Below are 23,095 nucleotides of genomic sequence, written 5' to 3'. Positions count from 1 at the left end.
TGCGAGAATGCGGCCGTGCAGCTCGACTTCGCAGCCCGTGAAGTGACGATCAAGCTCGTCTATTACGGCCCGGCGCTCAGCGGCAAGACGACGAACCTCGTCTCGCTGCACGGCCTCGCCGGGTCAGACGCTCGCGGACGGCTGATGACGCTCGAGACGCAGGACGATCGCACGCTGTTCTTCGATCTCCTGCCGCTCACCTTCCGCGCGAAGGACGGCGACGTCTCGCTCCGCATCAAGCTGTTCACCGTGCCCGGCCAGCCGATGCACGCCGCCACGCGGAGGCTCGTGCTCCAGGGCGCGGACGGGGTCGCGCTGATCGCCGACTCGCAGATCTCCGAGACGCAGCGCAACGCCGAGGCGTTCTTCGACCTCCGCCAGAACCTGCGAGAGAACGGCCTCGATCTCGCGAGGATGCCGCTCGTCATCCAGTTCAACAAGCGCGACCTGCCCGACATCCGGAGCGACGAGGAGCTGGCGCGGCTCGCCGCGCGGGGCAAGGAGCCGGTGTACAAGGCCGTCGCGACCCGCGGCGTGGGCACGGTGGAGACGCTCATGGGTCTGCTCCACCTCACGTGGGAGACGCTCGATCAGACGCATCAGCTCTCGAAGCGGCTGTCGATCAGCGGCGAGGAGCTCCTGAACAGCGCGGCGCGCCAGCTCGGGGTGACGAGCTCGGTGAACGACCTCCTGGCGAGACGAATGGGCGGCAGCCTCGAGAAGAGCTCCCGGATCGTTCCATGAGGCCCGACGCCCACAAGGGGACGCCGGCGGACTTCGGCCTCGACGACGAGGATCTCCTCAGCATGCCGGGCTCCGCGCCGATACCGTCGGCGCGCGTCGCGGACGGGCCCAGCTCCTCGAAGCGCGACGGCGCGTCCAGCGCGCCTGAGCCCTCGACGCTGCCTCCCCCCGCGGCGGCGCCGGTGGTCGACCTGGTCGGCATCGGCCCCCTCTCGCTCGAGGATCTCGTGGATCGCCAGGCCCTCGGGGAGATGGCGGCGTCCTTTCACAAGCTGTTCGGCCTGCCGATCCGGATCCAAGCGATCGACGGCGTCACGCTCGCGGAGTCGGGCGCGCTCGCGCCGCTCCCGGCGCTCAGCGGCCTGACCGGCGAGCAGGAAGGCCGGCGGGTGAGCGTGGCGCCGGCGGATCGGACGGCAAAACAAGGCGCGTCGGCCGGCAGCGAGGTCGCGGATCCCTGCTTCGAGGGCGCGCTCTACCAGGTGTTCCCGATCGAGTACGACGGGCGTGCGATCGGCCGGTCGATCCTGGGCCCCTACCTCCCGGACGGCCTCGACCAGCCCTCCGCCGCGCAGATCGAGGCGGCGTCCCAGCTCGATCTCGCGCCTGCGGCGGAGGGGCGGCTGCGGATGCCCCGGCTCCGGCCGGAGCGGCTCGGCGCGATCGCGGATCACCTCCGCTCGGTCCTCGATCTGATCCTGTTCAGCGGGCACAAATCGCTCCTCACCTCGACGATGCACGTCGCGTCGATCCGCGAGAGCTTCCGTGAGCTGTCGCAGAAGAACGCCGAGCTGGAGCAGGCGTACGAGCGGCTGAAGGAGCTCGACCGGCTCAAGTCGAACTTCCTGGCCACGGTGTCGCACGAGCTCCGGACCCCGCTCACGTCGATCATGGGGTACAGCGAGATGCTCGCCGAGGGCATCGGCGGGCCTCTGACCGATGAGCAGCGCGAGTTCATCGATACGATCCGGTCGAAGAGCGAGCAGCTGCTCGGGCTCATCATGAGCCTCCTGGATCTCTCGAAGCTGGAGAGCGGCACGTTGATCGTGCATCGCACCGAGGTGGCCGTCGGCCCGGTGCTCGTCGAGGCGGCGTCGACCATCGCGCCGGCTGCCTCGAAGAAGGGCGTCGAGCTCCGGATCCATGCCGAGGACGATCTCCCGCCGGTGCTGGGGGACGGCGACCGGCTGCGCCAGGTGTTCATCAACCTCGTCGAGAACGCGGTGAAGTTCACCGAGGCGGGGGGCGAGGTGCAGCTCGTCGCGCGCGCCGTGAGCGAGGACATGGACGACCTCCCCGGGCTGGTGCTCGTCGCGCCTCTCCAGCAGGCGGTCGAGATCCGCGTCGTGGACACGGGCATCGGCATCCCTGCGGCCGAGCGGCTGAAGGTATTCGACCCGTTCTACCAGATCGATCAGAGCTCGACGCGGGAGCACGGCGGCACGGGGCTTGGTCTCTCGATCGTCAAGCGCCTGGTCGAGGCGCACAGCGGCACGGTGCGCATCGAGCCGAACGAGCCGCGCGGCACCGTGTTCGTGGTCAAGCTGCCCACGGTCGCCGGCTCGCCGGCGAACAGCGTCCTGCCGCCCATCTTCCAATGAGCGGGCGCTCCGAGTGGAAGCGCATCGACATGCTGCGCGCCGTGCTCGGGGCCGCGGCGGGCGATCACGTTCTGTGCGGCATCGGCGACGACGCCGCCATCCTCGCGCCCGTGGCCTCGCGGGGCGGCGTCCTCCCGGGCGCCCCGGAGCCGCTCGTCTGGACGGTCGACAGCGCAGTCGAGGGCGTCCATTTCCGGCGCGATCTCCTGGGCTTCGAGGATCTCGGCTACCGCGCGACGATGGCCGCGGCGAGCGATCTCGCGGCGATGGGCGCGCGCCCTGTCGGCCTGCTGGCCGCGCTGGTGCTTCCTCCGAGCGTGAGCGACGACGAGCTCGGCGCGCTGGCGAGGGGTCAGCGCGCCGCGTGCGACGAGATCGGCACGGCCGTCATCGGCGGGAATCTCTCGCGAGGCGGCGAGATCTCGATCACCACGACGGCGCTCGGCGTCGCGGCGCTGCCGCTCCGACGCGACGGCGCGCGACCGGGCGACGCGCTCGCGCTGGCCGGTCCGGTCGGCCTCGCCGCGGCCGGTTTTGCGCTGCTCGATCGCTGCATCGCGCCGGCCAGCGCCGCGGCCGAGCAGGCGATCCACGCGTTCCGCCGCCCGGTAGCGCGCATCGACGCGGGCCTCCGCGCGGCGGCGCGCGCCCGCGCGGCGATCGACGTCTCCGACGGCCTCGTCGCGGACGTGGCGCACCTCGCGCGCGCGAGCGGCGTGCGCGCGCTGCTCGATCCCGCGGCGCTCGTGAGCGCCGACCTCCGCGACGCCGCCGCGCAGCTCGGCCTGGACGCGCTGGATCTGGCGCTCTACGGCGGCGAGGACTACGCCGTCGTGGTCGCGGGCCCCGACGTCGGGGAGCTCGCCGGTTTCGTGGTGATCGGCCGTTGCGTGCCGCGCGAGGAGGGCGCGAGCGACGTGGCGTTGCTCGGCCCGGGCGGGCAGCTCACGAGCCTCGTGGCGCGGGGGTACGACCACTTCGCCTGAGCGGCCAGCGCGGCGACCTCGCTCAGTTGCACTCGGCGGGCGGTGTGGTCCCGGCGAGGCTCGCTCGGATCTGGGTCAGCGCCTTGGCGCGCGGGGTTTTCCCGCTCTTCACGAGCTTCTCGATCCCGGCGCAGAGGTGCGATGCCGTCGCCGCCTTCGACTTGGCTTCCGGCGACTTGCCCGACTTGGTGGCGACCGCGTGGAGCGCTGTGCAACACGCCTGGATGGAGGCACCTCCCCCCCGTGACGTCGTCGCCCCTGTCACCCCCTCGGCCGTCGCCGCCCCTGCATCGGCTGCCGCCGCAGGCTCGGCGGAAGCCGCCGCCGCGGGCTCCTGCCCCGCTGCGGGCTCCTGCGTCGCCGCCGCCGTCGGTGTCGCAGCGGGCGTCGGTGTCGCCGTCGGCACCGGATCGGCCGCCACGGGCGCGACCGTCGGCGTGGGCGCGGGGATCGTCTCCGGCTCTGCTTCTTCTTTCCGGCAGGAGCTCGACAGGATGCTGCAGACAAGAACGGCGAAGGCGATGGACGAACGCGACCGGATCATGCCCGTCTTCTACAGAGCTTCTCCGAGCGCATCCATACGGCTGCCCGAGTACAAGCCTGTACGGCCCCACCCGCAGCGCTCCCGCGCCCGCCTCCCCCCAACCGCTCCGCGATCACCCCCACCCTCCCCTTCCCCCCGAGTCGGCGGGGGTGGGGGTGACGAGGGAGGGGCCGGCGGGGGAGGGCCCCACGAATCCGAGCGCCGGCCCGCATCGCAGCGAACCCTCTCAGACCCGTCTCCCCCGTTCACGAGGCAACAGCCACGAAAAGGCGCGAGTTCGTGGGAGGGCCCCCCGCCGGCCCCTCCCTCGTCACCCCCACCCCCGCCCGTCGCAGCTCAGCTGCATCCCATGCTGTTGCCGCAGTTGAGGCACTTGTAGCAGGCCCCGTTCCTCACCGTGATGTGCCCGCAGCCGTCGCAGACCGGCGCGTCGCCCATCATGTCCTCGAGCTGCGCGTCGAGCGCGCTCGCCGCCCGTCCCCCGCCCTCGACCAGCGCCGCCGCGGCCGACGCCGTTTGCGAGAACGACGCCGCGCCGCTCTCCTGCGCCCGCGACTCGACCGGGTCCTCCATGGCCGAGCTGACCGGCTGGACGTGGGCGAGATCGTAGCGGTTCAGGTACTCGACCCCGAGCACGCGGAAGAGGTAGTCCACGATCGACGTCGACATCTTCACGTAGTCGTGCCCCTCGACGATGCCCTGCGGCTCGAAGCGGGTGAAGGTGTACTGCTCGACGAAGGTCTCGAGCGGCACGCCGTACTGGAGCCCGATCGACACCGCCATCGCGAAGCAGTTCATGATCGAGCGGAACGCGGCGCCCTCTTTGTGGAGGTCGATGAAGATCTCGCCCAGCGTCCCGTCGTCGTACTCGCCGGTTCGGACGTAGATCTTGTGCCCGCCGACGCGCGCCTCCTGCGTGAAGCCCTTGCGCTTCCTGGGCAGGCGGAACCGCTCGGGCGCCGCCGCCGAGGGCGAGCGCGGGCGCGCCAGCGCGGTCGCTGCCTGGACGATGGGCGCGGGGACCTCGGCCTTGTCGGCCTTACCCTTGCTCTCCTTGCTGTCGCTCGAGCTCGAGGTCGACGAGAGCGGCTGCGACGCCTTGCAGCCGTCGCGGTAGAGCGCGACCGCCTTGAGCCCGAGGCGCCACCCCTCCTCGTAGATCCGCTGCACCTCCTCGACCGTCGCGTCGTTCGGCAGGTTCACGGTCTTCGAGATGGCGCCGGACAGGAACGGCTGCGCCGCCGCCATCATGCGGACGTGCGCCATCGGCGCGAGGTACCGCCGGCCCTTCTTGCCGCAGCGGTTGGCGCAGTCGAACACCGCGTAGTGCTCCTCGCGCAGGTGCGGCGCCCCCTCCACCGTCATGCGGCCGATGATCGTCTCGTTCGCCTCCTCGATCTCCGCGGCCGAGAAGCCGAGGTGCTGGAGCAGCGAGAAGCCGAAGCGCGCCCGCGACTCCTTGGAGACGCCGAGCCTGTCATAGGCCTCCTCGCCGAGGATCCAGGGGCCGAAGGCGAGATCCAGATCGAAGACGCCGGGGATCGCGGCCTCGACCTTCGCGAGGTCGTCGCTCGTGAGCCCCCGCGCCTTGAGCGACGCCCGGTTCACGTGCGGCGCCGCCAGGAGCGTGTTCGTGCCGGAGACGTAGGCGACGATCTCCTGCACCTCGGCCTCGGGGTAGCCGAGCCGCCGAAGCGCCTCGGGCACGGACTGGTTCACGATCTTGAAGTAGCCGCCGCCGGCGAGCTTCTTGAACTTCACGAGCGAGAAGTCGGGCTCGATGCCCGTCGTGTCGCAGTCCATCAGGAGGCCGATGGTGCCGGTCGGGGCGAGCACCGTCGCCTGGGCGTTGCGGTAGCCGTGCTCCTGCCCGATCCGGACCGCCTCGTCCCAGTCGGCGCACGCGGCCCGCCAGAGCGACTCCGGGCAGCGGTCGCGGTCGATCGCGTAGGCGGCGTCCCGGTGCATGCCCATCACCCGGAGCATCGGCTCGCGGTTCCTGGCGAAGCCGGCGAACGGCCCCTTCGCGGCGGCCATCTCCGCCGAGACCCGGTAGGCGTGGCCGCAGAGGATCGCGGTGAGCGCGCCCGCGACCGACCGCCCCTGATCGGAGTCGTACGGGATGCCCTGCAGCATGAGCAGGGTGCCGAGGTTGGCGTAACCGAGCCCGAGCGGGCGGTAGTCGTGCGAGTTCTTCGCGATGCCGCGGGTCGGGTACGCCGAGAAGTCGACGAGGATCTCCTGCGCGACGAAGAACACCCGGACCGCGTGGCGGTAGCCCTCGATGTCGAACGAGCCGTCCTGGCGGAGGAACTTGGTGAGGTTCAGGCTCGCCAGGTTGCAGGCCGAGTCGTCGAGGAACATGTACTCCGAGCACGGGTTCGAGGCGTTGATGCGCGCCGTGTTCGGGCAGGTGTGCCAGCGGTTGATGGTCGTGTCGTACTGCACGCCCGGATCGGCGCAGCCCCACGCCGCCTCGGCGATCTGGCGCCAGAGATCCTTGGCGCTCAGCGTGTCGACGACCTCGCCGGTCGTCCGGGAGCGCGTCTCCCACGCCGCGCCCGTCGCCGCCGCGCGCATGAACTCGTCGCTCACGCGCACGGAGTTGTTCGAGTTCTGCCCGCTCACCGTGTGGTACGCCTCGCCGTTGAAGTCGGAGGGGTACCCCGCGCCGATGAGCGCCATCGCCTTCTTCTCCTCGCGGACCTTCCACTGGATGAAGTCGACGATCTCCGGGTGGTCCATGTCGAGGCAGACCATCTTCGCGGCGCGCCGCGTCGTGCCGCCGCTCTTGGTCGCGCCGGCGGCGCGGTCGAACACCTCGAGGAAGCTCATGAGCCCCGAGCTCGTCCCGCCGCCCGAGAGCTTCTCCTGCTTCCCGCGGATCGCGCTGAAGTTCGTCCCCGTCCCGGACCCGTACTTGAACAGCCGGGCCTCGCTCTTCACGAGGTCGTAGATGCTCATCAGGTCGTCCTGGACCGCCTGGATGAAGCACGCGGAGCACTGCGGCCGCTCGTAGGCGTTCCGGGTCTCGACGATGTCGTCGACCGCGCCCGCCCCGTTCGTTCGAGGCGCCGACGCCTTCCCGTTGGCGCTCCCGTTCCCCGCGTCGGCCGAGGCCTCGTTCCAGGCGTAGTTGCCGCCCGACCCCTCGATACCGTACCGGTGATAGAGCCCGCAGTTGAACCAGACGGGCGAGTTGAACGCGCCGTACTGGTGGACGAGCAAGTAGGCGAGCTCCGCCTCGAAGGTGTCCGCGTCCTTCGCCGAGGCGAAGTAGCCACCGAAGTGCTCACCCGCCTCGCGGATGGTGCGCGCCAGCCGGTGGACGACCTGGCGGACGCTGGTCTCGCCTAGCTCCTTCTTGCCGTGGATCCCCGCCTTGCGGAAGTACTTGGAGACGACGATGTCGGTCGCTAGTTGCGACCAGCCGGCGGGGATCTCGGCCCCTTCCATCTTGAAGACGACCGAGCCGTCGGGGTTGGTGATGACGCTCGATCGGCGCTCCCAGGTGACCTCATCGAGCGGATCCGCGGCCCGGTGCGTGAACCGCCGGTCGAACCCGAGCCCGCGGGCGCGCGAGGCCCCTTTCTTGGCGCCCTTCTTCGAGGCTGCGCCGTCGACCTGCGCCTTGGCGGCCCCCCCGGTCACCGGACGAGCCCCCCCCTCTTCCTTCGTCCGTGCCGTCATCTTGCCGTTCCCGGCGGGGAGCTTACCGCCGTCACCCACAACTGCCGACTGGGCCATTTCCAAGTCCTCCTGTGAACCACCGCACCTGGCGGTGACCCGGGTCCTACCGAAAGCACAAAGAGTTCCCTGGAGAACGACGAGGCCTCATCGCCTCGATCTCCACAGGTCTCGTCGCTTCTCCCCTACTACCTGCTCAAACGTTCCGTCTTCAGACCAGTGAGCATAGTTTCAGGTGCCATGCCTGAAAGGCGTGCGCCGACATGCGGGAGCGCCTGACCGCTTGCTATCCAAACTCGCGAACGGTCCGTGCGTCAAGGAGAACCGCTACATGTTGGGATCTCCCTCCGAACAGGGCCCACATATAGGGCCTCTCTGTCCGGTACGGGATTCCTAGCGATCCGTGATCAGTTCTGAACAGGTGCTACCCACCGCGCGCACAGATTACGCACAGCTTCTCCCGCGAGAAAATCCGTCTCTTCCCGGGAATGCGCCTAACCAACCACCGGCTCCTCCATCGAGCCAGGCGTGGCATGGGCGCGCGCCGGGCGCGCTGGGGCCCCGCCGGCCGTCGCCGTCTAGTCGAGATCGTCGGCCTCAGCGCAGTACGCGAGCACCCGCTCCCCCTCGCAGTGGATGGCGAGCGCCACCTCCTGGGCGATCCCGCGGAGCCCGACGAGCTCGAGCAGCGTGGGCACCGGCGCCGGCAGCAGCGGTGGAGGTGGGATGTACCGCGACGCGCGCACGATGGCGGGCTCGATGGCGGCCGCCTTGGGCCCGATCATCTGGCGCAGCTCGTGGAGCGCCCGCTCGAACCCGCCGAGCATGTCGACGAGGCCGCGCGCCTGCGCGTCGGCGCCGCTGTAGACGCGCCCCTGCGCGAGCGGCTCGATCTCCTCGACCGGGCGGCGGCGGCCGCGGGCGACGACGCGGAGGAACGCCGCGTAGATCGCGTCGAGCTCGCGCTCCACCACCGCCCGCTCCCCCGCGTCGAGCTTGCGCGACGGCGAGAACAGATCGGCCCGCGCGCCGCGCTTCACGACGTCGGTCGAGATGCCGAGGCGCTCGAGCAGCGGACCGAGCGCGAAGCGCGCCGAGACCACGCCGATGCTCCCCGTGATCGTCTGCGGCTGCGCGACGATCGCGTGCGCGGCCGCCGCCACGTAGTAGCCGCCGCTCGCCGCCACGTTCGACAGGCACGCGACGACGGGCTTCACCTCGGCGAGGCGGGTGACCTCGTGGTGGATCCTGTCGGACGCGAGCGCGGAGCCGCCCGGCGAGTCGACGTGGAGGATGACCCCCTGGACGCGCGGGTTCTGCCGCGCCGCGCGCAGGCTCGCGACGAGCCGCTCCTCGCTGGCCAGGGAGGCGCCCCGGAAGCGGGCGCGGCTGACGATCGCGCCGTGCACCTCGATGACGCCGAGGACGGGCCGAGGCCACACCGGCGTCATCGAGAGGGCGCGCCGCGCGCCCAGGTAGCGGCCCGCCGACACGAGGCGCTTCTTCGAATGCCGCGCGGCATCAAGAGCTCCTGCGCCTCCGCCGCCCGATGCGCGGTCCGCGTTCTCCGCGCCGATCTCGGCGCGGCGCGGCGCCGCTGTCGCGCAGGGGAGCGACCCCGCCGCGAGCATGTGCTCGAGCTCGTCCTCGTACGCGACCGCGTCGACGATGCCTCGCGCGACGGCCTGCACCGCGCCGAAGGGCGCCTCGTCGATCCACAGCGCGGCCGTCTCGCGATCGACGCGGCGCCCCTGGGCGAGCGCCGCGGTCAGGTCCCCGAGGCGCCCGTCGAGCAGGGCGCCCACCTGCTCGCGCTGCGCGGCGCTCATCGTGTCCCGCACGAGCACCTCGCCGGCGTTCTTGTACATCCCCTTCGCGAACACCTCGGGCTCGACGCCGACCTGCTCCAGCGCGCGGCGCACGTAGCGGCCCTCCACCGCGAACCCGAGCGGCGACACCATCGTCTCGGGCCCGACGACGATGGCCCGCGCGGCCGAGGCGAGCAGGAGCATCGTGGTGTCGGCGCCCATCGGCAGGTAGGCGACGATGTCCTTGCCCCCGGCCCGGATCTCGAGGAGCGCGTCCCGCAGCGAGGCCGCCACCGCCGGCCCCGCGTGCACCGACCGCATCCGGAGGAGCAGCCCCGCCGGGCGCGGATCCTTCATCAGGTGCTTGCCGAGCTCGCGGACGCGCTCCACCGAGAGCGGAGCCCTCTTCCTCCGACGCCACGGGAGCGCGAGGCGGACCCGGGGGGGCTGCAGGTCGACCACGCGGCCATCGATTTCGAGGACGACGTACCCGCCCCGGGGTGCAGCAAACGCCCAGCGGAGCGCGCTGACGGGGAGCAGCAGCAGGCGGAGGAGATTGACGAGCAGGGCAGCGATCACCGGAGGCTCCTCGGAATCAGGGGATGGGCGACGGAAAGGCGGCTCGGCGTCCGCCGGCGGTCACGATGGGGTGGGGGGAGACGGGGGTGGGGGGAAACAGGGTGTGCAGGAACCGGTCCGCGCGGCACGAGATCCGGTGGTGAGGTCGGCGCCGCCTGGCCCCGGCGCTGGAACTGGAAAGAGAGAGCGTGACGCAAGGGGCCACCCTGTGGCTACACTGTCGCTCCAAGTTTCGAAGGGGACGGCGAGCCGATGTGGGTTACGTCTTGAAGCAGTCGTCCTCTCTCTTTCAGACCAGCTCAGCAAGCCGCGGGCCGTAGGCCCCCCGGCGCCCTGGGTGGCAGACCCCCTCCATCGAACGTGCATCCCGAGCAGAGCGCCCCCGCCCCGAGCCAGCTCCCCCCGCCAGCGCCGTCCACCCTGCGGCTCGTGCCCCTCGGCGGGCTCGGCGAGGTGGGGATGAACTGCCTCGCGCTCCAGCAGGCCGATGGGCTGCTGCTCATCGACTGCGGGGTGACGTTCCCGAGCACGGACCTCGGCGTCGACGTGTATCACCCGCGCTTCGATCACGTGCTCGCGCTCCGTGATCAGGTGCGCGGCATCGTGCTGACGCACGGCCACGAGGATCACATCGGCGGGCTGCCGTTCCTCCTGCGTCACCTCGACGTCCCGGTCTGGGGCCCGCCGCACGCGCTGGAGCTCGTGCGCTACCGGCTCGCGGAGCACGCGCTCGAGGACAAGGTGCGCCTGCTGCCCACGCAGGTCGGGCGCGAGGTCGCGATCGGCGGCTTCGTCGTGGAGCCGCTCCGGGTGACGCACTCGATCGTCGACGCGACGGCGCTCGCGATCCACACGGCCGCGGGGCTCGTCGTCCATACCGGGGACTTCAAGCTGGACCCGACGCCGCTCGACGGCGAGCCGACCGACGAGGCCCGCTTCCGCGCGCTCGGCGACGCCGGCGTCCGGCTGCTCCTGTCCGACAGCACCAACGTGGACTCGCCCGGCGAGGCGGGGAGCGAGCGCGCCGTCGCCCACGCGCTGGCGGAGCTCGTCGAGACCGCGCCGGCGCGCGTCGTTGTCGGCGTCTTCGCCTCGAACGTCCAGCGCCTCCTCGCCCTCGGTCAGGCCGCGGTCCGCGCGCGCCGCAAGATCTGCCTGCTCGGCCGCAGCGTGCAGACGCACGTGCGGGCCGCGCAGACCGTGGGGAGGCTACCGTGGCCGAGCGACCTGCTCGTCCCGCCCGAGGTCGCCTCCTCGATGCCGCGCGAGCGGCTCCTCGTCATCGCGAGCGGCACGCAGGCCGAGCGGGCCTCCACGCTGACGCGGTTCGCCTCGGGGACGCACCCGCTCCTGCGCCTCGAAGAGGGGGATCGGGTCGTGCTCTCGAGCCGCGTCATCCCGGGCAACGACCGCCCGGTCGTCGACATGATGGCCGGGCTGCTCCGCCTCGGCGTCGAGCTCGTGACGTGGTCGACGGATCGGCGCGTCCACGCGAGCGGGCACGCGCACCGGACGGAGCAGGCGCGCATGATCGACCTCACCCAGCCGCGCAGCTTCCTCCCCGTGCACGGCGCGCTGCACCACCTGACGCGGCACGCTGAGCTCGCGCGGGAGCGCGGCGTGTCCGAGGTGCTCGTCGCCGAGAACGGCCACGTCGTCGAGATCGGCAAGACGCAGCCGCTCGGCCGGAGCGGCCGGGCCGTCACCGGCCGGGTGGCGACGGCGGGCGGCGAGGAGCTCGGGGAGGAGGTCCTCCGGGAGCGAGCGAACCTCGGTCGCTCCGGGGTGGCCTTCGTGTCGCTGGTCGTCGATGTGCACGGCGCCCTCGCGGCGCCGCCGCAGGTCCTCGCCCGCGGGGTCACCGGGGAGCTCGAGGGCGGCGCGCTGAGGGCCGCGGCGCGCGCGGTCGCGCAGGCGGTGAACGACTGCGAGCCGCGCGCGCGGCGCCGCGACAACGACATCATCGAGATCGCCCGGCTCGCGGCGCGCCGGACGCTCGAGGCGAAGCTCGGGAGGCGCCCGCTGGTGACGGTGGCGCTCACGCGCCTGTGACGGCGCTCGAGGGGAGCCCCCCGCCCTCGGGCGGCGATGGCGCCGGAGCCAGCGACGGCGGCGGCGGCGCGAGGCTCTCCGCGCGAGATTTCCTGGGTCCGGTGCTGCTCTCCCACATCGAGCGCGTCCGCGCCGATGCGCGGCGCGTCGTCGCCGCGAGCGAGCAGGGCGAGAGCGCGGAGCCGGACGCGGAGGCTGTGCACGACTTCCGGGTCTCGCTTCGCCGGCTCCGGACGCTGCTCAAGCCGGCGCGACGTATCTACGGCAGGAGGCGGCTCCGCCCCGTGGCCGAAGGGCTCCGCGAGTTCGCCCGGGCGACCGGCGCGCTGCGCGACGAGGAGGTGCTGCGCGAGACGCTCACCGCGCTCGATCTGGACGAGGCGGCCCGGGCAGCGGTCGCAGGATGGGTCGCGCAGCGCGCGCGCCGCGAGCGCGAGGCGAGGGCCCACATCGTCGAGCTGCTCCGGCAGGATCGCCCGGACGACGCGGGCGCGAGGCGGGCCGACGCGCCGGCCGCGGGCGACGCGGGCGCGACGCAGGTCGAGGCGCCGGCCGCGGGCGAAACGGGCGCGACGCAGGTCGACGCGCCGGCCGCGGGCGAGCGGCTCCGGCTGGAGCCTCACCTCGCGCGCCTCGAGCGGCGCATCTCGCGCCGGAAAGCGAGGAAGCGCGGCGCCGAGGCGCTCGCGAGGCGAGCGATCGGTGATGCCCTGGACGACGTGAGCGCGCTCGCCGCGAGCGACCCGGGCGACGGCGCGGCCATGCACGCGCTCCGGATCCGCTTCAAACGGCTGCGCTACTCCGCGGAGACGTTCTCGCCGCTCTTCGGAGAGCGCGCCGAGCGCACCGCGAAATCCGCGTCACGGATGCAGCGCCGCCTCGGCCAGCTGCACGACGCCGACGAGGCGCTCGCGCAGATAAGGAGCGCTGAGGAGCTGCCGCCCGGCGCGCTCGCTGCCGTCATCGAGGCGCTCGCCGCAGAGCGGGCGCGGCTCGCTCACAAGGCGACGGAGGAGCTCGCGCGGGAGCTCGAGACGCTCACATCGCTCTGGTCGGGCGATCCCCGCGCGCTCCCGAGCGGATGACGCAGCGCACGGGGCGCGGTGCAGCAAGGAGCGCCGCAGCAGGCGCGCTTCTCACGGGGCGAATGGTCACCGGGATAGCCGGCTGCGGAGCTCGCCGTGCGGGCAGGCGCTTCGTGATACCGTCGGTCGGGCTCCTTCGAACCGAGGCGAAGCCCGCCGATCCCGGAGGTCGTGTTGCGCCGCTCTGCGTTCCAAAGCGTCACCGCGCTCGTCGCTCTCCTCGCGGCGAGCGCCTGCACCCAGGACTTCGACCAGTTCGAGCCCGAGCTCTTCCCGGGACCGTCCGGGAGCGGCTCCGGCGGGGCCAGCAGCTCCGGCGGAGCTGGAGGAGGCCAGACATCGGCTGGGAGCACCACGAGCAGCGGCGGCGCCGACGGCGGCGAGCAGTGCACCAACGGCGATGATGACGACGGCGATGGCACCGTCGACTGCGCCGACGACGACTGCGGAGGGTTCGCCTGCGTCGCCGTGCCCGAGGACTGGCAAGGGCCCGGCCTCCTGTACCAGGGCCCCGAGGCCGCGGACGTCGCCTGCCCCGAGGGCTTCTCCGAGCGGGTGGACGTGGGCGGCCGCGATCCCCTCGACACGCCCGCGACCTGCAGCCCGTGCGCGTGCGGCGCGCCGACCGTGGAGTGCGAGACGCCCGCGGTCACGGTGTACACGCGTGGCGCGTGTGGCGGGGGAGGCGCGACGCTGCCGGTGCAGACGACGGAGGACTGCATCAACATCGGCGGCATCGAGGCCGGCAGCTACAGCGGCGAAGCGCCCGGCGTGGATTCGGCGGCGTGCGCCGCGTCGGGTGGCGACGCGATGTTGCCGCCGCCGCGCTTCGGTATCGAGGGGCTCGTGTGCGCCCCTGGGTCGGACGCCGGCGGATGTGAGGCCGGCGAGGCCTGCGCCCCGCGAGAGATCGATGCGCCGTTCGAGCAGGGCGCCTGCGTCTGGCGCGACGGCGAGCGGAGCTGCCCCGAGGGGTTCGGCGAACGACACGTGTTCGCGAGCTCGCTGGTCGACAACCGCGGCTGCACGCGGTGCACGTGCGACACGGACGGCGTGCGCTGCGGGGCGACGCTGACGCTCTTCGAGCAGAGCCGCTGCCGGGGGCCCGGTGAGACCGTGCCGTTCAACGGGGCCTGCGTCGACGATCCGCCCCCCGCCGCCTCGGTGACGATCGAGGTGACCGTAAGCGGCAGCTGCCAGCCGCGCGGCGGCGACCCCACAGGCGAGGTCGAGGAGGGCGACGACAGGATCACCGTCTGCTGCGCCCGCTGAACGAGCGAGGCATCGCGCTGGCCGCGCGGCGCTGAACGGCGCCGCGCGGCGCGCAGCGCGCCTACTGCCGGAAGATCTCGACGCGCTCGAGGACGACGTCCTGGTTGGGCCGATCGCGCGTGGTCGCCACGTTGGCGATGCGGTTCACGATGTCCTGCCCGCTCACGACCTTGCCGAACACCGTGTGGCGGTTGTCGAGGTGCGGCGTCGGCCCGTCGGTGATGAACCACTGCGCGCCGTTCGTGTTCTTGCCGGCGTTGGCCATGGAGAGCACGCCGGCGCCCTCGTGCCTCAGCGAGGGGTTGAACTCGTCGGCGAACTTGTACCCGGGGCCGCCCGTGCCCCAGAGCTGCGCCTTGTCCGGGTAGCGCGAGAGCGGGTCACCGCACTGGATCATGAACCCCGAGATCACGCGGTGAAAGCGGACGCCGTCGTAACAGGGAGTCCCCTGCATCCCCTGCCCGGTCTTCGGATCGGTCCAGTTGATGGCGCCCGTGGCGAGGCCGACGAAGTTCTTGACCGTGTTGGGGGCGCCCTCCTCCTCGAGCCGGACCGTGATGTCACCGAGCGAGGTCTTGAGCCGAGCGTGAAGCTTGCCGGTGCCGGGCACGTTGATCGGGGGGAATTCCATCAGGCCTTCTCCTTTTCTTGGCCGCCGAGGCGGCGCCGTCAGTTCTTGGCCGCCGAGGCGGCGGCGTCAGCCGAGGGAGGTGAGCCGCGGGCCCCCCTTCCTGCGTCCTGCTGCGGCGGTCTTATCTCATCTGGCGCCGCGAACGAGCGGTGAAATGACCTCACGCACGCTCGAAGAGCGTCGCGATGCCCTGGCCGACGCCGATGCACAGCGAGGCGACCCCGACCTTGGCGCCGCGCGCGCGCATCGCATGCACGAGGGTGCACGCGATGCGCGCGCCCGAGCAGCCGATCGGGTGCCCGAGCGCGATCGCTCCGCCGCGGACGTTGACGCGCGCCGGGTCGAGCTCGAGCGCGCGCGAGCACGCGAGCGCCTGCGCCGCGAACGCCTCGTTGAGCTCGAAGAGGTCCACGTTGGGGACGCGCAGCCCGGTCCGCTGGAGGAGCTTCTTCACGGCCGGGATCGGCCCCTCCCCCATGAGGTTGGGATCCACCCCGGCGGTCGCCGTCGCGATCACCCGCGCGCGCGGCGTCGCGCCGGCGGCCTGCACGGCGTCGCCGGAGGCGAGCAGGAGAGCCGCGGCGCCGTCGTTGAGGGGCGACGAGTTGCCCGCCGTGACGGTCCCGCCCTCGCGGAAGGCGGGCTTGAGCTTCGACAGCGCCTCGAGCGAGGCGTCGGCGCGCACGCCCTCGTCGCGCTCGAACAGGACGGGATCGCCCTTCTTCTGGGGGACGAGCACGGGGACCACCTCGGCGGCGAAGCCCCCCGACTCCCAGGCGAGCGTCGCGCGCTCGTGGGAGAGGAGCGCGAACCGATCCTGGTCGTCGCGGCTGATGCCGTGCTTCTTGGCCACGTTCTCGGCCGTCTCCCCCATCGACTGGAGCTCGAACCGCGCGGCCATCCGCGCGTTCGGATAGCGCCAGCCGAGGGTCGTATCGTAGACGGTCGGCGCGCTCCGATCGAAGCGCTCGGCCTGCTTGGGCATCGTGAACGGCGCGCGCGTCATGCTCTCGACGCCCCCCGCGATCGCGCAGTCGGTCTCCCCGGTGGCGATCATCCGCGCGGCGTCGGCCACCGCCTCGAGCCCCGAGCCGCAGAGGCGATTCACCGTGACGCCCGGGACCTCGTAAGGGAGGCCGGCGAGCAGCGCGGCCATGCGCGCGACGTTGCGGTTGTCCTCTCCGGCCTGGTTCGTCGCGCCGAGGACCACGTGATCGAGGCGCGGCGCAAGCGAAGGATTGCGACGCACGAGCGCGTCGAGGACGTGCGCCGCGAGGTCGTCGGGGCGGACCGTCGCCAGGGCGCCGGCGTAACGGGCGATCGGGGTCCGGACAGCGTCGACGACGAAGACAGGGCGCAGGGCAGCAGCCATGACGAGAGCGTAGCGTCGCCTGGTCAGCGCGCAGCGGGAGATCGCGCGCGCCCTGGAATCTCCGCTCGGTTCGACGCGCGCCGCGTCGGCGTCGATGTCGTGTGTGCCCGCCCGGTCACGCCAGGGGTGAGCCCAGCGGTCGATCGAAAGGCCGGCGCGGACGCCGATCGATCGGCCGGATCCGTCCTGCACAGGGTGAAGAGGCGGCGCGCAGCGGCTCAGTAGCTATCGCTGGATCCGCCCCCGCCGGAGCGACCGCCGCCGCCGCCACCGAACCCGGATCCGCCGCCGCTGCGGCCACCGCCGCCGCCTCGGAAGAGGAGCGCCTGGAGGACGAGCCACAGGAACCAGCGGAAGGAGGGTGAAATCAGCGCGAGCACGAGCGCCGCCACGATGGCGATGACCGTCACGCCGACCTTGATCGGCGAGACCGGAGCGGGCGCCGGCCGGGCGTCGGGCGCCGGGCGCCGTTCCTCCTCGGGTGTCCCGGCGACGAGCGTCCTGGCGATCTCTGCCGTTCCCTGGTCGATGGCGTCGCGGAATCGATCCTGCCTGAGCAGCGGGTTGATGGTCTGCCGGATGATGTCGTTCGACTGGAGATCCGTGAGCGCTCCCCCCACGCCCTTGCCCGTCTCGATCCGGACGCGCCGCTCGTTCGGGGCGATCACGAGGAGAACGCCGTTGTCGGCCCCGCGCTGGCCGAGCTGCCAGGTGTTGAAGGCCTCGTAGGCGACGTCCTCGATCGTCTCGCCTTCGAGGGATCCGGCCACGAAGGCGACGATCTCGAACCCTGTCTCGCGGCGGATGCGATCGAGCTTCGCGTCGAGAGCGCGGAGGTCGGGCGGCTCGAGCCGCCCAGCGGTGTCGACGACGTGCCCCGTGAGCGCCGGCGGCGTGAAGTCGGCCAGGGCCGGCCGCGCGACGAGCGCGCAGACCAGCGCGAACGCGGCCGCGACGGCCCTGGCCACGGCCCGCAGCCGCGCCCCGCTCGTGCCGACCCGTCGCATCGCCGCGCACCTCATCAGAACGAGACCTTCGGCGCCGACTGGACCTCGGGAGAGGCGGTGAAATAGACGCGCGGCTTGAACGGCTGGCCCGTCGCCTTGTTCACCACCTGGCCCCGGATCTTCAGGAGCTCCGCGTTGTACTCGCGCGCCGCCTGGTTGTACTCCTGGCGCGCTCGGAGGATCCGGTTCTCGATCCCCTCCAGCTGGACCTGGAGGCTGTGGAAGCCCTGGTTCGCCTTGAGATCAGGGTATTGCTCCTGCACCACGAGGAGCCGCGAGAGCGAGCCGCTGAGCTGCTCCTGCGCCTTCTGGAAGGCCTGCACCTTCTCCGGATCCGTCAGATCGTCGGCCTTGAGCTGGACGCTGGTCGCGCGGGCGCGCGCCTCGGCGACGCTCGCCAGCGTCTCCTCTTCGTGCTTGGCCGACCCCTTCACGACCGCCACCAGGTTCGGCACCAGGTCGTAGCGCCGCTGGAGATCCGCCTCGAGATCGGACCATTTCTGGGCCGCGATCTGATCTTTCTCGACCAGCACGTCGTAGCGCTGGCAGCCGACGACGGACGTCATGACGGCGAGCACCGCCAGGAACAAGAAGGCCACCGCGAGGCGCTTCCGAAATGTCGATTTGTGAACAATCCGCATGACTGGCTCCAGGGTCGCTTGCATTACCCGTCGGGGTTGCGTCGCGAGGCCCCTTGCAAAACCCGGCCCCATGGCGCTCGCGGCGAGCTGGCGTCCTGCGGCGCGCCCGCGACGTGATACCCTTTCCCTGTCGTGCCCTCGGCCGGCGCGCTCCATGCGCCGCGCAGGAGAGCCTCAGGGAAGTCCCACGCGTGGCACACCGCCACAGTCGCCCATGACGATGAGCCACCGCCCGCGCATCGCAGCCCATTCGCTCAGCCCCGCAGCTTATGCGCCGTATGGCGACATCCTCATGGCCTCGCCGCACGGCGAGCCCGGCAGGCCTGCCAACCAGGGAACGGCGCGGCGCTTCGATCACCTCGCCGCGATCGAGAACCTCCGCCCCGGGCACGCCTCGCTGAACGTCTCGGTGTTCCGCTGCGCCCCGCGCTCGAGCTTCCCGCTCCCGATCGCCCTGCTCGAGAAGCACCCCGGCTCGACCCAGGCGTTCGTGCCGATGAGCGCGCGGCGCTACCTCGTCGTCGTGGCCCTCGGCGGCGACAGGCCCGAGCTCACGACGCTCGGCGCCTTCATCGCCCACGGCGCCCAGGGCATCACGTATCGCCCCGGCGTGTGGCACCACCCCATGATCGCGCTCGACGCCGAGGCCGACTTCGTCTGCCTGTCCTGGGAGGACGGCTCTCCCGGCGACTGCGCCGTTGTCGAGTACGCAGACAGCGAGCGGATCGCGGTCGCGATCGACCTGCTATAGAGGCGCCCCTCGCCATGCGCCGCTCGACCCCCAATTGCTCGTTCGTCGCGCAGGAGCAGCGAAGGCTGCTCGCCGCGCTCGACTCCCTCGACGTCGCCGACGTCGCCCGCATCCTCGAGGAGTTCGTGACGAACGAGCGCAGGGCCCGGCTGCGCGGCGTCATCGCGGCGCGGCTCGACGCCGTCACCGTGGCCATGGATGCGCCGCACGATCCGCACAACGGGGCCGCCGTGCTCCGCTCCTGCGACGCGTTCGGCTTGCAGCGCCTGCACATCATCGAGCGGGCCGAGCAGTTCCTCGTCTCGAACACGGTCTCGCGCGGCTCCGAGCGCTGGGTCGACGTGCGCACGCACGCGACCACCGAGGCCGCGATCGCCGCGCTCCGCGCCTCGGGGCACGAGCTCGTTGCGACGCACCCGGAGGGCGAGCTCACCCCGCGCGACCTCTCGAGCATCCCCCGCCTCGCGCTGGTGCTCGGCAACGAGCGCGACGGCATCCGCCCCGACCTGGCCGCCGCCTGCGCCCGCGCCGTGCGCGTCCCCATGCGCGGCTTCGCGGAGAGCCTCAACGTGAGCGTCACCGCGGCGATCCTGCTCGAGCACGCGACGAACGGCCGTCCCGGCGACCTGCCGGAGCCCTACCAGATCACGCTCTACGCGCGCGCGCTCGTGCTCACCGTCCCCCACGCGGCGGAGATCCTGGCCGCGCGGGGCATGCACCTGCCCCTGCCCCTCGGAGGAACGCCGCCCCCTCCCCCGATGCCGCGCGGCCCCAAGCCGCGGAAGCCGCCCGCGCCGCCCGTGCTCGAGGCGCGCAGCGCCGGCGCCCCGCGGGAGCCCGAAGGCGGATAACATGCAGCCCCCCATGCGAAGCCCCGGTCCCCCGCGGCGCTCGCCGCGCGCTCGCCTCGCCGCGCCGCGCCTGCCGGCGTCTCACGGCCTCCGCGCGCGCCTCGCCGGCGCGGCGATCGACGTCACGCGCGCCGCCGCCCTCGCCCTGCTCCTCGCCGGCTGCATCGAGGTGCCGCCGCCCCCACCTAGGCCGCCCCTCCAGCCGAAGGACATCAAGGTCTCCGAGGGCGTCGGGCTCGAGATCGCCTGCACACCGACGGGCGTCGAGCTCTGCTTCGACGCCCGCGACAACAACTGCAACGGCGTGATCGACGAGGGCTGCGGGCTCCACACAGGGATCCTCCAGTTCACGATCGCGTGGGAGGAGCCCGAGGCCGACGTCGATCTCAACGTCTATGACCCGGCGGGAGAGCTCGCGCGCGTCGGAGAGCCCACGGCGAGCGGCCTCATGAAGGACCGCGACTGCCCGCGCGTGAGCGGCGAATGCCAGGAGCAGAACGTGGAGAACGTCTTCCTCACCGAGGGCGAGCCGGCGCGGGGCCGCTACCGCGTCGTCGTGCGGCTCGACAAGCTGAACGACGCGACGGCCCCCATCCGCGTCCGCCTGAGCGCGCGGGTCGGCCAGCGCTCGTACAGCATGGCGCTCGATCTGTCCCCCTCCGCCGCGACCGAAGAGAAGAGCGTCGAGTTCACGCTCTGAGCCGCTCGCGCGGCGCACGCCCGCGCCCGCGCCGCGCGAGGAGCCCCCAGCGCGCACCGACGTATCCGCCCTTGCAAGAATAGAAATCCGGCGAAGAAGCCCCGCGCGTTCCCTCGCCGCCGCGCGGTTGACGTCCGGCAGCCGCCCACCTTAAAAGATATGGCCATTTACCACCTGGAGACGCCCCGCGAATGAATCCCACGTGGATGCTCACATTGCTCGTCGGCCTCTTCGCCGCCTTTGCGTGGAGCGCCAACCGGCGTTGGCAGCTCCTCAAGGTCGGGCGCGGGGAAGACCGGCTCGACCGGATCGCAGAGCGCCTCAAAGGCACCTGGGAGTACGCCTTCCGGCAACGGAAGATGGGTTACTACCCGCTCGCCGGGCTGGCGCATAAGCTCATCTTCTTCGGATTCCTGGTTCTCCTGCTCCGGACGCTGATGCTGTGGGGGCGCGGCATCGACCCGTCGTTCGATCTGTGGATCCTGGGGCACGAGCCGGTGCGGCTTCCGGGCGTCGGCGCGGTGCCGCTCGGCGGAATCTACGAGTTCGTGAAGGACGTCATGGCCACGCTGGTCGTGACCGGCGCGCTCGTGTTCATCTACTACCGGGCGATCAAGCGCGAGCGGCGCATGACCCTGTCCGGCGAGGGGCTCCTCATCCTCGGCATCATCGTCACGATGATGGTGAGCGACATGCTCTATGACGGCGCCGCGCTGGTGCTCCACCACCGCTGGTCCACGGCGGCGTGCGGCCCCGCGGACCCGGCGCTCTGCGAGCGCGTCGCCACCGTGACGGCCCCGTTCGCGGGCGTCCCCGCGGACCCGGCGGCGCTCCGCTGGCACCTGTTCCCGGCCCCGGCGGGCTCGCTGTTCGCCGTCCTCCTGAGCGGCGCCAGCCCGGGGACGCTCGTCGTGCTCGCGCACATCGGGTTCTGGACGCACGTCACGCTGGTGCTCGTGTTCCTGAACCTGCTCCCGCACTCGAAGCACTTCCACATCATCACGTCGATCCCGAACGTCTTCACGCGCAACATCGAGGCGCGCGGCCGGCTGCCGCTCGTCGCGGGCAGCGCCGAGGCGATCGGCGAGATGGTCATGAAGGCGGCCGAGGAGCCGGAGAAGGCCGCCCCGGTCGGCGTCGCGCGCATCGAGGACTTCACCTGGAAGGCGATCCTCGACTTCTACACGTGCACCGAGTGCGGCCGCTGCAGCGACAACTGCCCGGCCCACAAGACGGGCAAGATCCTGAGCCCCAAGCAGCTCACCCTCGACCTGCGCGATCACCTGTACGGCCGAGAGGGGGAGTTCATCAACAGGCCGGGCGGCCCGCGGGGCGACGGCCACGCGGCCCAGGCGAACGGGCAGGCCTCCGACGGGGCGGCGGCGCAGGACGGCCAGGCGGCGGAGACGCAGGAACGCGCCGAGCACGCGGAGCAGGCGGCCCCGGAGAACCCGGTGCCGGTCCCCGAGGTCGCGTACAAGCCGGTCGACCTCGTGGCGAACGTCGTCCATCCGGACGTGCTCTGGGCCTGCACGACGTGCCGGGCCTGCGAGGAGCAGTGCCCGGTGATGATCAGCTACGTCGACAAGATCGTCTCCATGCGCCGCCACCTGGTCCTCGTGAAGGGCGAGTTCCCGGCGGAGCTCGGGAATCCGTTCAACGCGATGGAGGTCAACGGCAACCCCTGGAACCTCGCGCGCATCGACCGCGGCAACTGGGCCGAGGGGCTCGAGATCCCGACCATGGCCGAGAAGCCGCAGGCCCCGGTGCTCTACTGGGTCGGCTGCGCGGCGAGCTACGACGACCGCGCGAAGAAGATCGCCCGCGCGACCGCCAGGCTCCTGAAGGCCGCCGGCGTCGATTTCGCCATCCTCGGCCAGGAGGAGACCTGCACCGGCGATCCGGCGCGCCGCGCGGGCAACGAGTACCTCTTCGCGATGCTCGCCGAGCAGAACGCGGCGACCCTGAACGGCTACAAGGAGCAGGGCGGCGTCCGGAAGATCGTCACGACCTGCCCCCACTGCTTCAACACGCTCGCGAACGAGTACCCCGACTTCGGCGCGAAGTTCGAGGTCGTGCACCACACCGACTTCCTGCTCGGCCTTGTCGCCGAGAAGAAGCTCGTCCCCAGCAAGCCGGTCGAGGGGAAGGTGGTCTTCCACGACTCCTGCTACCTGGGCCGCTACAACGACGTGTACGAGCAGCCGCGCGACATCCTGAAGCGCATCCCCGGGCTGCAGCTCGTCGAGGCCGAGGGGTGGAACCGGCAGAAGGGGCTCTGCTGCGGCGCCGGCGGCGCGCAGATGTGGATGGAGGAGCAGAACAAGGACCGCGTGAACGTCAAGCGGACACTGCAGCTGCTCCAGACGGAGGCGAAGACCATCGCGACCGCCTGCCCGTTCTGCCAGACGATGATCACCGACGGCCTCAAGGATCAGTCCAAGGAGGAGTCGATCCGCCAGCTCGACGTCGTCGAGCTGCTCGAAGAGAGCTGCGCTCTCGACCGCTCGGCCGGCAGCCGCTCGGCCGCCGCCCAGGACGTCGCCGAGACGGCCGCGTCCGCCAGCGCCTGATCCCGCCAAATTCCGCTGCTATTGCGCACCAAAGCGGCACGTCATGCAGGCCATGACGCGCCGCTCCAGCGTGTTCGCCTACATGCGCGCCCTGGAGCAGGCCTGATGGTGTTCAGGCACAGCCTTCTCGTGCGTCCCGTCTCGGCCTGAGCTAGATTCGGCCCTGCCGCCGGAGGTGGATGTGATTGAAGGCGCTCTGAAGGGGACCGCG

General features: G+C 71.8%; 17 protein-coding genes. 10 read left to right on the top strand and 7 right to left on the bottom strand.

Features of this window, described 5'->3' with window-relative positions:
- Window positions 1–15 precede the first annotated feature (15 nt).
- The 3 genes from WME95_RS02125 to thiL are packed head-to-tail and all read left to right on the top strand — an operon-like array spanning window position 16 to window position 3,331.
- Window positions 16–744, top strand: a complete 729-nt coding sequence (locus tag WME95_RS02125) for a GTP-binding protein (RefSeq protein ID WP_012233021.1) — start codon at window positions 16–18, stop codon at window positions 742–744.
- Window positions 741–2,345: an ATP-binding protein gene (locus WME95_RS02120; RefSeq protein WP_437906785.1), complete on the top strand. Its 1,605-nt coding sequence runs from the start codon at window positions 741–743 to the stop codon at window positions 2,343–2,345. The genes WME95_RS02125 and WME95_RS02120 overlap by 4 nt, the downstream gene beginning before the upstream one ends.
- Window positions 2,342–3,331, top strand: coding sequence for a thiamine-phosphate kinase (gene thiL, locus WME95_RS02115; protein WP_437906784.1), 990 nt, complete (start codon window positions 2,342–2,344; stop codon window positions 3,329–3,331). Before WME95_RS02120 ends, thiL begins: the two co-directional genes overlap by 4 nt.
- Window positions 3,332–3,353: 22 nt before the next feature.
- Here thiL and WME95_RS02110 read toward each other — a convergent pair whose 3' ends face one another.
- From WME95_RS02110 to sppA, 3 genes are all read right to left on the bottom strand, one after another.
- On the bottom strand, window positions 3,354–3,875 hold the full coding sequence (locus tag WME95_RS02110) for a hypothetical protein (protein WP_437906783.1): 522 nt from the start codon (window positions 3,873–3,875) through the stop codon (window positions 3,354–3,356).
- 336 nt (window positions 3,876–4,211) lie between these two features.
- Window positions 4,212–7,622, bottom strand: a complete 3,411-nt coding sequence (locus WME95_RS02105) for a vitamin B12-dependent ribonucleotide reductase (protein WP_437906782.1) — start codon at window positions 7,620–7,622, stop codon at window positions 4,212–4,214.
- Between the two features lie 518 nt (window positions 7,623–8,140).
- Entirely contained in the window at window positions 8,141–9,949 is a 1,809-nt protein-coding gene (gene sppA, locus WME95_RS02100; protein ID WP_437549066.1) for a signal peptide peptidase SppA, read from the bottom strand.
- A 360-nt stretch (window positions 9,950–10,309) separates the two neighbouring features.
- On the opposite strand from sppA, the gene WME95_RS02095 reads away from it, so the two are divergent.
- The 3 genes from WME95_RS02095 (at window position 10,310) to WME95_RS02085 (ending at window position 14,358) form a co-directional block, all read left to right on the top strand.
- Window positions 10,310–12,001, top strand: coding sequence for a ribonuclease J (locus tag WME95_RS02095; RefSeq protein WP_437549065.1), 1,692 nt, complete (start codon window positions 10,310–10,312; stop codon window positions 11,999–12,001).
- Window positions 11,998–13,086, top strand: coding sequence for a CHAD domain-containing protein (locus WME95_RS02090; protein ID WP_437906781.1), 1,089 nt, complete (start codon window positions 11,998–12,000; stop codon window positions 13,084–13,086). The genes WME95_RS02095 and WME95_RS02090 overlap by 4 nt, the downstream gene beginning before the upstream one ends.
- A 171-nt stretch (window positions 13,087–13,257) precedes the next feature.
- Complete coding sequence (locus tag WME95_RS02085) at window positions 13,258–14,358, top strand: hypothetical protein (RefSeq protein ID WP_437906780.1); 1,101 nt, start codon at window positions 13,258–13,260, stop codon at window positions 14,356–14,358.
- Window positions 14,359–14,419: 61 nt separating this feature from the next.
- Here WME95_RS02085 and WME95_RS02080 read toward each other — a convergent pair whose 3' ends face one another.
- The 4 genes from WME95_RS02080 to WME95_RS02065 form a co-directional block, all read right to left on the bottom strand.
- On the bottom strand, window positions 14,420–14,989 hold the full coding sequence (locus WME95_RS02080; protein ID WP_437549059.1) for a peptidylprolyl isomerase: 570 nt from the start codon (window positions 14,987–14,989) through the stop codon (window positions 14,420–14,422).
- A gap of 160 nt (window positions 14,990–15,149) precedes the next feature.
- A complete protein-coding gene (locus WME95_RS02075; RefSeq protein ID WP_437549057.1) occupies window positions 15,150–16,361 on the bottom strand; it encodes a thiolase family protein in 1,212 nt (403 codons plus the stop codon).
- Window positions 16,362–16,579: 218 nt separating this feature from the next.
- Window positions 16,580–17,368 (bottom strand): TPM domain-containing protein, encoded by a 789-nt coding sequence (locus WME95_RS02070; RefSeq protein ID WP_437906779.1) that lies wholly within the window; start codon window positions 17,366–17,368, stop codon window positions 16,580–16,582.
- Window positions 17,369–17,382: 14 nt separating this feature from the next.
- Window positions 17,383–18,009: a LemA family protein gene (locus tag WME95_RS02065; RefSeq protein ID WP_437906778.1), complete on the bottom strand. Its 627-nt coding sequence runs from the start codon at window positions 18,007–18,009 to the stop codon at window positions 17,383–17,385.
- Between the two features lie 214 nt (window positions 18,010–18,223).
- On the opposite strand from WME95_RS02065, the gene WME95_RS02060 reads away from it, so the two are divergent.
- The 4 genes from WME95_RS02060 (at window position 18,224) to WME95_RS02045 (ending at window position 22,884) form a co-directional block, all read left to right on the top strand.
- The gene (locus WME95_RS02060) at window positions 18,224–18,760 is read left to right on the top strand and encodes an ureidoglycolate lyase (RefSeq protein ID WP_437906777.1); all 537 of its coding nucleotides are present in this window, start codon (window positions 18,224–18,226) and stop codon (window positions 18,758–18,760) included.
- A gap of 14 nt (window positions 18,761–18,774) precedes the next feature.
- Complete coding sequence (locus WME95_RS02055; RefSeq protein ID WP_437906776.1) at window positions 18,775–19,611, top strand: TrmH family RNA methyltransferase; 837 nt, start codon at window positions 18,775–18,777, stop codon at window positions 19,609–19,611.
- A 13-nt stretch (window positions 19,612–19,624) separates the two neighbouring features.
- Complete coding sequence (locus tag WME95_RS02050) at window positions 19,625–20,311, top strand: hypothetical protein (protein WP_437906775.1); 687 nt, start codon at window positions 19,625–19,627, stop codon at window positions 20,309–20,311.
- A gap of 191 nt (window positions 20,312–20,502) precedes the next feature.
- Window positions 20,503–22,884, top strand: coding sequence for a (Fe-S)-binding protein (locus WME95_RS02045; RefSeq protein ID WP_437906774.1), 2,382 nt, complete (start codon window positions 20,503–20,505; stop codon window positions 22,882–22,884).
- The last annotated feature ends 211 nt before the right edge of the window (window positions 22,885–23,095 follow it).

Origin of the sequence: Sorangium sp. So ce327 (assembly GCF_051530205.1) — a bacterium.
GTDB classification, from domain to species: domain Bacteria; phylum Myxococcota_A; class Polyangia; order Polyangiales; family Polyangiaceae; genus Sorangium; species Sorangium cellulosum_B.
Note: the sequence above shows the minus strand (reverse complement) of the source record. Positions and strands in the feature narration are given on the sequence as shown.